Origin of the sequence: Neobacillus driksii (assembly GCF_013409995.1) — a bacterium.
GTDB lineage: Bacteria > Bacillota > Bacilli > Bacillales > Cytobacillaceae > Neobacillus > Neobacillus driksii.
Genome location: NZ_JACCBX010000009.1, coordinates 54299 through 67309, shown reverse-complemented (window position 1 = coordinate 67309; position 13011 = coordinate 54299). Strand labels below are relative to the sequence as shown.

Below are 13011 nucleotides of genomic sequence, written 5' to 3'. Positions count from 1 at the left end.
AGTGTAGAAAAATTTTTCAATTTTGTAGAAACTGTACACTTCTACCTCAATCAACAAATTCAAACAACCCAAAAAGGTGATACAGAAAAATGTATCACCTTTAAGAGGTCAAAGTTCTATTCAGCTTGACTAGGATTTTGGTAAATAGATTGTACTTGGTCTGCCGAAAGCGCTAGTCCATTATATACACGAACTTCATCTATTAACCCTTTAAAAGGTATATCCCAGTAGTTAACACCTAAACCAAATTCCGCATCAATGGAGGTGAATACATTTGGGAAGTTGGTCCCTTTAAATTTCGCTACACCATTTACATAAAACACAACTCCGCCTTCTTTTACGGTTAAAGTTAGATGTGACCATTCACCTGCAGGTATGACCCTGTCCGTAACGGCGTCATACCACTGGTCTCCGTTGTGTGACCATACCATTGTATTGCCCCATCCTGTTTTAGGTACGACACTAATCCAATTGTTCACTGTTTCTGCCCCAAAGAAGGAGGTTGTAAATTCAGTGATTTGTTCAGGCTTTAACCACAAAGATACAGTGTAAGTATCACCCGTTATTAAGCCGTTCGCTAACCGCAATCCAGAATTCCCATCGAATTTAGCTGCTTGTCCCACTTTACCTTCTGCAAACGTAATTTGTCCGCCAGTATTATTTAATCGGTCTCCTGTTACCGTGGCGTCAGATTTTTTACCAGAAGTATCTTTTAAACCATCGTTAAAGCTATAGAAAGCTGATAAGCCGCCTACTTCCTTTTTCTGTACGGTAACAGTTACTTGTAATGTTTCGCTTGCTTCACCTAATTGAATCGTCGCGGTCAATTCAACCACTGCATTTTCCGAATCTGAACTTGGTCGAGTAACCTTTCCATCAACAGACACTGCGCCTGGATTAGAAGATTCCCATGTTATTTGCGCTCCTCTTGTAGCCACAGTCGGCAGCGTCAAATCACTAATGACAGTAGACGGGAAACTTGTACTTAACTCTTGTTTAATAGCATGTACTAATTCTGTATCTGAGGACGCTTTCACATGGCTTCCCCAAATAACAATTCCTTCATCTGACATCGCACTGAACGTCATCACCCACTTTTGAGACGTAGGGTCATATTGGCGGATAAAGACGCCATCATACGTACCTTCATCATCAATTGTTAATTCTGCCCGGTAGTTGTCATAAAGTTTCCATGTACCTGTAACAGCACCAGAAATGGTGTGATCTTCGTTCAATTTTACCCATGTTGATTCCGTTAATTTACCCGTAATTTCTTCTCCATGGTTAATGTATTTATAGTCACCTGTTACATCGACCTCGGACACTTTCTCAATTGTTTCACCAGCATAACGGTACGGTGTTGGCACTGGCCATTGATCACTGTTCTTAAATGTCTGGTGGACACGAACGTCATGCATTTCCCCTTGCTGTGGGAAACGAGTATGGGTAACAATAAATTCCTTGCCTAATTCTTCGTCAATTAGGTATGAGTTATGCCCCGGTGAAAGGTAGCCTGTACCAATTCCAGTGCCTGCTTCACCAAGATCTCTTTTAAATAAGAAGTTTCCAATCATCTTATTACCGATATCTTTATGATCGTCTCTACTTGGGAAGTTACCTACACCGATATCAAATGTCTCTGGGAATACTGCAGGGTTACCTTCAGCATCTACATATGGACCATCAGGACTCTCTGATCTAAACTGTCTCATCTGGTAACCGCCATCAGATGCTAAACCTCCGTAAGTAATATATAGATAATAATAGCCTGTTTCCTTATCATATACCGCATAAGTTCCTTCAGCCGATCTGCCGTAGCCGGAGGCAATTTTTGTACCGAAATATCTGTCAATCATACGGCCATCCTCTGTTTTACCATCTTTACCTGGATACTTTGGCAGCCCTGTTTTCTTATCTAATTCTAAAATATAGGTACCACCCGACCAGGAGCCATATGTCATATATAACTTATTGTTTTTTGCCTGTAGAATGTTGGCATCAATGGCGTTGGTGTACAGTTTATTATTGTAGTCTCCATTCGCCGTAAACCAATCTGGATTTATTTCATCAATCACACCATCTTCAATAAGATCAGCGATATTCGTATTTTCCCAATGCTTATTCACGACACTGTTTCGATCATAAGCTTCTTTGTTGGTAAATCCTGAATACATAATGGTGTCGACATATTTAAATGGACCTTCAATATTCTTTGACACCGCTATCCCAATTGCAGAACGGATATACGTAGAAGACACACTATAGTAAATCATGTAGGCACCCTTTGTACCATCTTCATTTACAAAATGTTTATTCCAAAAAACATCCGGAGCCCAAACGGCAAAGCCGCCTCTGCTATCTGAATCATTTTCTCCAGCCCATATAAAAGACTCAGCAAGATTTGCTGACAAATCGCCATAAACCTTATTATCTGGAGTAGTATAGCCATTGGTGAATCGATCCCAATTGACTAGGTCTGTTGATTTTGCACCGTCAATGTGTGAACCATACACATAGTAGGTACCCGTTTTGGGATCTTTAATAATGGAAGGGTCGTGAACAGAAGCATTCCTAAACTCTAGCGGCTCAACATTACTAGTATTATTTACTTGCTTCTTCCCTAGGACACCGCTTGGTATTAACAATAGCAATACTAGAGAAAAAAATATCAATCTTTTAAAATGAATCTTCATTTCGTTCTTTCTCCTCCTTTGATAGTACATTCATTTCTATATTTTCTTTCTACCAAACTTTTATACTAGAGCATAGGTATTACTACTAGTAAAATTTACCTAATATTTTGAATAAAAGAGGTAATCCTATCCTAGTTTTTTAACATAGTAGAGCGAAAAATATCTTATTATGTAAATTCATAGCTGCGCAAATATACGGACCAATTATCCCCCAATTTGTTAACTTATACTTATCTGCCCTCCATTCAAGGAAAAGTTGTACTTACAATCAGTTAACCGCTTACATATTGGGGTTAGCAAGCTAACTACTCTTAAACAATACTATAATTCTAGTAAATTCTCAATAGCCAATCACAAACTTGTTGAACAACTTTTAAAAATAAATTTTTAACATGAACGTACAAGTTACTTACCTTAAAATAAATTCTATTATAAAAAAACCTTATCTTGTAAATATTAATATTGATACAATTTTTGGCATTCATTGGTTATAGAAAAATTTTAAGGTAAGCAGGTGAATTAGTGTGGACTTTCCCACCATCCATACGAATTTTTGGGACGCAGTAATTGCAGTTCCTATTGTGATGTTGATTACACAACTTATAAAAGTTTTATTTAAAGTGAAGAAAAAGTATGTTCCAACAATAGCTCTTATTGTTGGGTTAAGCATTTCCATTTTTATAAGCCATCGCCACTATCTTATAGCTGGTGTTTTTATGGGGTGGTTCTATGGATATGCTGCAATTGGTTCCTACGCTTCAATGAAAACAACTATATTGGCATTTAGAAAACAGAATTGAATAAAAAGGCAAAAATTTTCGGGGTGTTTGAACTATCAAAAACATATATAGAAAAAGTTTTGGACTGGCTATTTATATTCATACAAATTATTTGTATTATTGCTCTTTTTAGTGATGGGAATTTTGACTATATGAGAATGGCTTTAGGTAATCTTTTCTTCTGGATCATTTATATGATTTTAGAAAAAAAAGAAGGGTGGAGGATTCCGCTTTACATTAGGATTATCACTTTACTTTCCATAACTTTTAACGATTACTTAGGGGAATATTTAAATTGGTATGTAACATCTAGTTTATATGACCGTTTGCAACATCTTTTTGGCACCTATGCATTAACACTTTGGATATTTTTTGTAGTCCAGCAATTTATACAGCTTAAATTAAAAAACCAAAGACTGACTATTTTATATATTTTTAGTCTAGCATTAGCATTGGGAACCATATATGAATTATTGGAGTTTATAGAAGATGAAGTTTTTAAACCGAAGATAAAAAATCAACCTAGCCTCTTAGATACAGACCTTGATTTAATTTCCGACTTAGCTGGCGGTATATTAGCTGTGGTTCACTATCACATCTCAAAACATTTGAAGTCGTTTCAATTTCCTTTTGAGCAGAGGACTTCTACTAAATAATGTTCTTTTTAACAAAATTATTAGCATTAACATCAGTGTTATATGTGTGACGGAATTACACTGTTTTAAATAGTTGCATATTATCATGTATTAACAGTTTCTAAACGTCTATCTTAAATCATTTAACTAACCGTAATTGTCAACAATAAAGGCAAACCCGGCATCGAAAAGGATGCCGGGTTTACTATTATTATTCTTTTATTCGCAGCCTGTCAGCCAGCTCTTCTACTGTTATGAACAGTGGCCGCTCGGTTCCGTGCGGGGTATCAGGATAATGGGTGGAAATATAGGTTTGGCCGTCAAGGCCGGTGAAAAGGCTTGAATGCCCTGCGTTCCGGTCCATTAACAGCTCGTCTTCATGATGCCAAGGACCTTCGATTCTTCCTGACTTGGAGCGAGCAACGGCCACCGTGTAGCCTCCAAAGCCTCTATCCCCATAGTTCGGAACAGAGTAACTCGACCAGAGCATCAGAAGGTCGCCGTTTTGGGCTTGGTACATGAACGGAGCATCGGTTAGGAATCCTTTCTTTTCAATCCTTGGATCTCCGAACAGCCTAATCCATCTCATTTCCGCTGCATTTAAAATATCGACCGGTTCCCCATATGATTGCTTCAAATCATGTGTCAGTCTTAGCGCCTTGATTTTCCCCTCATATTCCTGGGTCCATTCATGGCAAAATACAATCCAGCGCTGCCCATCCTTGTCTTCATAAAAAGTTCCATCAAGGCATTCCCACTCAGCAGGTGTGACGGCGACATCACTGTGCGGAACGTATGGCCCCGCCGGATGGTCAGCTACCAAGATACCTGTCCCGCGGTGTTCGCCAATCCCACCTTTAAACGTCGCAAACATAAAAAACCGGCCATCAATCGAAAATACCTCAGGCGCCCAGTAATGGCGCACGCCCCAAAAACCGTGCGGCGGTTCAAAGGCAATATAAGGGCCTTCCCATGTCTCCAAGTCTTGGCTCACAAACACTTCAAAAACGGGATCTTTGTCACCGCAGCCATCCGCAAATGTAGTCCCAAATAAATAATACTTATTTTCCTCAGGGTATGGGAACACAAATGGGTCCCTCATATGGATTTCTTCCCGGTTCAGCTTTTGTACGGTACGGAAACCTTTTTTCATTATTTAGCCCTCCACGATTTCTGCATGCCACATATCATTAATCTTCCGGATTTCTTTCAGCTCGCATTTTGGCTTACGGTCATAGGTGAGCAATCCGTTGATTTCCTGTTCAACATCCGTTAATTGGGTATAGCAATACCCATGCAGCGCTTTTGAAGCGTACACCGCTTCCATGATTCGCTGATAATCCGCCGTAAATTCATCAGAGCCGGTAACAGAAGTGTAACCCCAGCCCGCATCTTCGCCAACTTTAAAACCAATTCCACCAAACTCGGTCAGGATGATTGGCTCTCCCTGATGTTCAAAGCCATTGGCATAAATTTTCCGTTTAGCCGGCTGAGACTGCAGAAGCTGCTCTTTCGTGGAAATGGACTGTTTATAGTGTTCATATTTTGCTTTTTCATTATCATTCCCATGATTATAATTGTGGATTGCACAAATATCAGATCGAGTAAGTTCCCAGCCGTCATTGGAAATCACAAGGCGCGTAGCATCAAGAGATTTAACAAGGTGGTACATAGCCAGCGAATGGTTTTGCTGTTGTTTGTCTTCGCGCACATTCGGGATGCCCCAGCTTTCATTGAGCGGCACCCATGCAACAATAGACGGATGGTTGTAATCACGTTCAACAATCTCTATCCATTCCCTTGTCAGTCTGGCGGCAGCTTGATCGTTAAAAGAAGGAGATGCTGCGCATTCACCCCAGACAAGGAAGCCGAGCTGGTCCGCCCAATATAGGAATCTAGGATCCTCCACTTTTTGATGCTTCCGGCAGCCATTAAAGCCCATTTCCTTTGCTAGCTCGATATCAAGCTTTAACGCTTCATCGCTTGGCGCCGTCAGCAATCCCTCAGGCCAGTAACCTTGGTCAAGCACAAGCTTTTGATAGTATGGCTTATTGTTTAGGTATACCATTCCGTCTTCAGCATGAATCTTCCTCATGCCGAAGTATGCTTCAATTTCATCAAGAATGGAACTGTTTTCTTTTATCGTCAATTTTACGTCAAACAAATTCGGGTTCTCCGGCGTCCAGCACCAGCCATTGTGGTGAAACGGAGTACGGAAAATTTTATTTTGAAATAGATTAATGGAACGCTGAGCATTTTTCTCAAATAAATGGATTACATCCTTCGCAACAGTCTCTCCTTTAAAGGAGAATTCCACTACTGCCTGTTTGCCGACAAAATCCCCTTCCACCTCTAATTCGAGGTGTACTGCACCATGATCCACATCAGGCGTAAATTTCACCTTTGAAAAATGGACTGGGTTGACCGCCTCCACCCAAACCGTCTGCCATATTCCAGAAGTCCGTGTATACCAGATTGAATCAGACTTTTCAATCCAATATTGCTTGCCTCTTGGAATCGTTTCATCGGTTGAAGGATCTTCTACTCTTACGACAACAACCTCAGTCCCGCCATTTAAATAATGGGTGACATCAAAGGAGAAGGAGACATTTCCTCCTTCATGGAAACCTACGAGCTGTTCATTCACATAAACCCACGCCCGGTAATCCACCGCCCCAAAGTGAAGGATGACCTGTTGCCCTTTCCAGTCAGACGGAACCGTAAACTCGCGGCGGTACCAGACATGGTCATGAAAGCTGTGGTCTTCAACACCGCTCAATTTTGTCTGATAGGCAAATGGAACGTTGATTTCTTTCGTAAAAGCAGCCGCATTCGTCTGCCAGGCTTCTTTTACCCCTTCATTACGATCATCAAAGGCAAACTGCCAGGTTCCATTCAAATTTAACCAATTCTTTCTTTTCAACTGTGGTCTAGGATATTCTTGACGCATCATAACATTAGTCTCCTTTAACTGCTTTATTCATGTTGAAGCAACAAACCTTTATTTAATTCCCGAGTTCGTTACACTTTTTACAAAATATTTGTTGGCCACTAGAAAAACAACGATTGCCGGGATGGTTGCTACAACGGTCGCAGCCATCATGCCAGCGGGATTGACAAAATTCGATCCTTGGATCAGCGTCGCAATTCCGAGAGTCATCGTTTTCATTTCATTAGAGTTAATCACGAGTGACGGCCAAAGGTAATCGTTATAGATCCCCATAAACGTGATAACGCCCAGTGTTACCGCTACCGGCTTGATAGCTGGGAATATGACATGGCGCAGGATTTGCATTTGAGAAGCTCCGTCAAGGTAGGCCGCTTCTTCCAGATCCTTTGGAAAACTAATAAGGAAGTTGTAGATCAGGAACACACCCATTGTGCTTGCTGTATATGGTAGAACCAGTGGAATAAAGGTGTCTAGTAAATTAAAACTTTTAAACATATAGAACGCTGGGAAAAGTGTTACTATGCCTGGAACTGTCAAGGCGATTATGATCGTCCCGATGATGATTTTTTTACCAGGCACTTGTAATCTGGCCAAAGAGTATGCCGCGAGAATATCAATGGCAACAACAAGAACTGTTCCGATAATCGTGATAACAGCTGTGTTAAAAACCCAGAGAAGGATTGGGGCATCACTAGTTGGCGAGAAAATATCGATATAGTTTTGCAGTGTCCAAACATTTGGCAGGATGGCGGAACTGGACATGGATTCACTTAATGTTTTAAAGGAAGTGAAAACCATCCAGACTAGTGGTAAAAGAAACAATACGGCGATTAGGACTGCCAGTGTGACAACGATGATGTTTTTTTGCTTTCGTCTCATGTTAATTCACTTCCTTTTTGCGGTAAGACATAAAGTACTGAGCAGCAGTTACAAGAAGCATGATAATGCCCATTAAAATGGCCATCGAAGAACCAACACCAAGCTGGTTCATACCGAAAACGGCATTCTGAATGCTCATTGTTAATGTGGTAGTCGACTGCTCCGGACCCCCTGCCGTGATGAGCCTTGACTGCCCATACAAGTTGAATGACGCGATTACAGTCATAATAATGATAAAAAATGCGACATGTTTGATCTGCGGCAATGTGATATAAATAAATTTCTTGAACCCATTGGCTCCGTCTAGGTCAGACGCTTCATAAAGACTTGGATCAACCTCATCAAGGGCATTGATGAACAGCATCATATTGAATCCAATCGTCCACCAGACAGTCGCTATAAGAACGGACACCCAAGCATAGGGCTGCTCACTAAGCCAGTTAATCGGTTTGCCCAATATACCCATACTGACCAAAAGATTATTGATAAAACCGCCATTCTCATTGAAGAGCCACAAGAAGATAGCAGATACAGCAGTTACTGAAATTGAATAAGAAACAAAGTAAATGGTTCGGAATACCGGCTTAAGCTTCGCTGGCAGATGATCGAGAATGAGCGCAAGTCCTAAAGCGATGATCACAAGCGGAGGAACGCTTATGACGACGAATACTAGCGTATTTTTCAATGCCAGCATAAACGCTTCATTATAGAGAGAGCCAGGGGTTAAAATATCAATGTAGTTTTGTAGACCAATAAAGCCGTTATTGCCCGATGAAAGATTCCAATTGTGAAGACTGACCCATACCCCTAAGAACATCGGTGCAAGCCAGAATAAAATAAAGCAAAGTATAAATGGGGAAACCATCAGGATTGCCCATGTTTTTGTCGAAGTTCCTTTGTGCATTTTATACACCCTCCAATAAGTAGGAGAACTTATGCTCACCTTTTTGCTGAATTCGTGATTTTAGCGAGAATGGCGCAGAAATTCCCGCGCCACTCTGCCTGTTTTCATGATTACTTCGGTTCTGTCTCTGCAATTTGCTGTGCTTTCTTTGTTGCAGACTCAAGTTCTTTCATTAATTGTTCTTTTGTCAGTTTTTCAGTTGTTACAAGCTTGCTGAAGACTTTTTCATTCATGTAGCGGATTTGTTCGCCATACTGATACACTTGTGGCGGAGCGACAAAAGAATCAAACTGTAATGAGTTTTGGTACGCAATTTGATACTTGTCCTGTTCAGCTGTCACTTTTTCGATAGTCTTCAAGTGAACAGGAGCTTGCCCTCCATCTGCCCAGTTGATCAGATTTTCAGGAGTGAACATATATTTGACGAACTCAGCAATTCCTTCTTTAACCTGCTCGTCTTTAACACTTGCGGAAACCGCAAGCATGTGAGCATTACCATAAGCGGCAGGCTGCTTGCCGATTTGCGGAATTGGCGCAATTCCTAGGTTATCCCCGTATTTTTCTTTGGCTGCCCCATAGAACCAAGGACCTGTAAGAGCGACTGCTGATTGAACTGCTTTGCCCGATTCTGCTTCTTTCATGAAGGTTTTAAATTCTCCATCAAGACCTAAGCCAGCTGGAGAAACTTTATCTTTCCAGACCATGTCATGGAACGTCATCAGTGCATCCGCAAATTCAGGCTGCGCAAAGTTCAAGGCATTGCCATCCTTCAGATCTACACCGTTTTGCGCAGCGATCATCAGCATGTAAAACTCCACAAGACCTGTTGACGGTACACCTAGTGCGTATAGATCTTTATTTTTTGCTTGAAGCTCTTGATTCAACTTTAAGATATCTTCATACGTTTTTGGAGCTTCATTTACGAATTCTTTATTATAGAACATTGTTAAAGGATGAATATCAATCGGGAATCCGTAAAGCTTTCCATCCAATTTTGCAAGATCCATTCCAGCTTTGTGGAAATCAGATTCTTTCAAACCTGCTTTTTCATACAGAGAGCCAACATCCTGAATCATGCCGTCAAGACGGTATGTTTCTAGGTTATTTCCATGAATGACAACAAGGTCATAGTCACCGGATTTGTATTTTGTATAGTGTTCTTTTTCTTGGCTTTCGACGATTTCATACTTGTCCTGAGAAGCATTGAATCCATCTGTAATCTTTTTCATGTATGCCCCGTCACCACCGGTGAAACCGTTGATAAACGAGATTTGAATCTTGCCATCTTTTGACTTAGTTGACGCACCATTGCCGCCTGAGCAAGCGCCTAATACTAGGACACTAGCAATTAATAAAACTAGCCATTTTAAAGACTTCATTCTGTTTTCCCCCTAGGAAATAGATTAACTTCGGTTGAAAGGTCCTTTTTCTTTGTAACCCTTTATTAAAACGCTTTCAACTTTACGAAGTTATTATTACATATTTTATTATTACAAATCAAGTGTTTTTATTATAATATTTTTTATAATAAAAAAGCTGACCGGAATAACATCCAATCAACTTTCTCCTTAAGCGTATTAACCTGCTGCAGCATATTGAATTCTCATGATCAATCCTTGCTCATAATTTCCGAACTTCGAGCCGAATAAATTAATACCACCTTGATTTTTCGCATCTTTTTCTACCCCGAGCTGCAGTGAAATGTAAGGCTTTTCCTGCAATTTCAAATCATCAATCGTCACCGGAGAAATTTTCACTCCATCAATAAAACTGCCTTCATGGTTGATTTTCCAATATTTTAACACACCATACTGAGTATTATGTGTTTCCCACCAACCTGGTGTTAAAAATCCCCTCTCGCCACCAAAGTCTCCAGGGCTTGTCCAGTAGCCAATTTCTTTCCCATTAATCCAGCAGGTGATATCAGAAGGCCAGTCTAAATTATGATATGGAGCCTCCGAACATAATTCAACGGAGAAATTCAGCTCCTCGACCCTCGCTCCGTATGGAATCCTGTTTGGGAAGTGATATTCAATGTTACCGGAACGAAACCAGATAAGCTGGGCATTTTTCCGCTCTGGTTCGTAAAAGGACCGTGGATCATCAAGGATATGGATGATGCCCTTTTCACTAAGGAGGCCGCAAGTTGGCTCAATATCACATCGAACGTATTCGCCAATTTCTAATTCAAAGGTTAACACATCTTCCTTCGCGGGGGCCTTCTCCTCAAGATCTATAATGATACGGTCATAGCGCTTTGAACTCACCTTTTGGCTCCCGCGGCCGGGTACGATCTCAGTCGTGATCAAACCTACTTCCTCCAGCTTCCTTACATTCACCGCTGCCGAAGAAAACGGGATGTTTAATAGTTCAGAAAGCTCATTCACATTTTTGGGACCGCCAGTTAACGACCGAATCATTTCCATCCGGTGTTCATTTGCGAGCGCTTTACAGATATCAATCGCTTCTTGTAATGTTAATTGTAATGTTCTCACATTGTTCTCCCTTTTGTTACATCTTTTATTATAATAAAAATACCGGAAAATGAATTCAACTGCAAATTTTCTTATAATAAAACGATGGTCTTTCCTTCATTTTACAATAATTTGTTTTAAAACTAAACTTATTAATACGATTATAAGACATATCGTCTTCTCAGAATATATTAGCTGGTGTTGTAGTTTACATAGTATCCATATACGGTCTAGAAGGGTAAAGAACTTGTTTACCGTAGTTTTCTTGAATTTTTAATCTCGACATCATGATAATTAATTTGTAAGATACTGTAAATGGTAATTTGTTCAACCCATATTGGCATTTGGAGAAATTCGTGGGATTTAAATCAAATGCTTTCACTCAAAAGATAGAGTACTTATACGATATTTTTCTAATACAGTATTACAGATTAATAAAAAAACGTTCCTTCCAATGTGCAAGAAACGTTCATTCTACTTATCTATTTAATTGTTTAACTTAATCAGCTTGGTTTCCTAGAGCAAAGCGGACGGTTCTAATGGTTATTTTTGACCAGTGTTAATCACAGTTGAACCATCAGAACCGTCCCTCTTGTGCCCTAAAATTCAGGAATGTCGATTTTCACTTCAGAACCTTGTTCCGCGGAACGTAAAATTCCATCAATGATTGCTTGATTGATGACAATTTGTTCACCAGGAATTGGTGCTGGATTACCATTTTGAATCGCCAAAACAAAGTCGCGTACCTTTTCATAAAAGATATTTAACTGATGTCTTTGTATAGGAATGGCAGATTCTACATGGTGCCCTTTAATATCATGGAAAAGGCTGATCGAGCCGATTCCCCCGTCCCATACACCGCTCCATGGTCCGCTACCTGCTGGTGTTAATTTCAAACCGGCATCCATGCCAAGGAAGAGTGTTGGACCTAGAGAGTCCATATGCATGGCCCATGATATTTTAAAGTTTAAAACAATACCGCCTTCTAAACGGATCATCGCCACTCCAAAATCCTCTACTTCAAACTTATCCGCTTCCTTGTGATATAAAGGATTCGTACCGAAATGATTAGACGTATAGGCAGAAACGGTTAAGGGCTTAGGATAGCCCAGCGTATTTAAAGCCAGGTCTAATGAATAACAACCGATATCGGCCATTGCACCCGCACCTGCTAATTCTTTATTGATAAAGGTACCCCCCGGCATTCCCCGCCGGCGTCCCCCGCCTGTTTGAACATAATAGACATTCCCTAGTTCACCCGATTGAACGATTTCTTTTACGGCTTTCATATTAGGATCATATCGTGGTTGAAACCCGACCGTCAGCATTCTATCTGCCATTTTGGAGGCCTCTACCATTTCTATCGCCTGTCCTAAGGTCACGGCCATCGGTTTTTCCACTAGCACATGTTTGCCTGCATTAAGGGAATCAATGCTTGTGCTATGATGTGCGACATTCGGGGTACATATACTGACACCGTCGAGATCCATATGTAACAGCTCGAAATGGTCATCAAAAGCCTTTGCTTCTGTTAATTCAAGCTGTTCAATAAATTTCTTAGCCTTGCCTGGAATGACATCGGCAACCGCTACAACCCTTACATCCGGCATTTGCTTATAAGCTCTTGCATGTGCAGCAGCAATTCCGCCGCTGCCGATAATTCCGATCTTGACCGTATTTGACATCTTCTTTCCTCC

10 protein-coding genes are annotated in these 13011 nt (G+C 40.6%); 2 read left to right on the top strand and 8 right to left on the bottom strand.

The features are described 5' to 3' along the window. Nucleotides 1-116: 116 nt before the first annotated feature. Nucleotides 117-2693: a lipocalin-like domain-containing protein gene (locus F4694_RS20080; RefSeq protein WP_179601238.1), complete on the bottom strand. Its 2577-nt coding sequence runs from the start codon at nt 2691-2693 to the stop codon at nt 117-119. Nucleotides 2694-3217: 524 nt separating this feature from the next. Here F4694_RS20080 and F4694_RS20075 point away from each other — a divergent pair. Continuing rightward, nucleotides 3218-3493: a hypothetical protein gene (locus F4694_RS20075; protein WP_179601236.1), complete on the top strand. Its 276-nt coding sequence runs from the start codon at nt 3218-3220 to the stop codon at nt 3491-3493. Then, on the top strand, nt 3490-4128 hold the full coding sequence (locus F4694_RS20070; protein WP_179601234.1) for a hypothetical protein: 639 nt from the start codon (nt 3490-3492) through the stop codon (nt 4126-4128). Before F4694_RS20075 ends, F4694_RS20070 begins: the two co-directional genes overlap by 4 nt. Nucleotides 4129-4318: 190 nt before the next feature. Here the strand turns inward: F4694_RS20070 and F4694_RS20065 are convergent, their stop codons facing one another. The 7 genes from F4694_RS20065 to F4694_RS20035 form a co-directional block, all read right to left on the bottom strand. Then, entirely contained in the window at nt 4319-5209 is an 891-nt protein-coding gene (locus tag F4694_RS20065; protein WP_257029321.1) for a glycoside hydrolase family 43 protein, read from the bottom strand. 54 nt (nt 5210-5263) lie between these two features. Continuing rightward, a complete protein-coding gene (locus F4694_RS20060; protein ID WP_179601230.1) occupies nt 5264-7060 on the bottom strand; it encodes a glycoside hydrolase family 2 protein in 1797 nt (598 codons plus the stop codon). A 48-nt stretch (nt 7061-7108) separates the two neighbouring features. After that, on the bottom strand, nt 7109-7936 hold the full coding sequence (locus tag F4694_RS20055) for a carbohydrate ABC transporter permease (RefSeq protein WP_179601228.1): 828 nt from the start codon (nt 7934-7936) through the stop codon (nt 7109-7111). A 1-nt stretch (nt 7937) separates the two neighbouring features. Beyond that, entirely contained in the window at nt 7938-8840 is a 903-nt protein-coding gene (locus tag F4694_RS20050; RefSeq protein WP_179601226.1) for a carbohydrate ABC transporter permease, read from the bottom strand. A gap of 110 nt (nt 8841-8950) precedes the next feature. Continuing rightward, a complete protein-coding gene (locus F4694_RS20045) occupies nt 8951-10219 on the bottom strand; it encodes an ABC transporter substrate-binding protein (protein ID WP_179601224.1) in 1269 nt (422 codons plus the stop codon). Nucleotides 10220-10417: 198 nt separating this feature from the next. Then, the gene (locus tag F4694_RS20040; RefSeq protein ID WP_179601221.1) at nt 10418-11335 is read right to left on the bottom strand and encodes an ArsR/SmtB family transcription factor; all 918 of its coding nucleotides are present in this window, start codon (nt 11333-11335) and stop codon (nt 10418-10420) included. Nucleotides 11336-11913: 578 nt separating this feature from the next. Next, on the bottom strand, nt 11914-12999 hold the full coding sequence (locus F4694_RS20035) for a Gfo/Idh/MocA family protein (RefSeq protein ID WP_179601217.1): 1086 nt from the start codon (nt 12997-12999) through the stop codon (nt 11914-11916). Between the last annotated feature and the right edge of the window lie 12 nt (nt 13000-13011).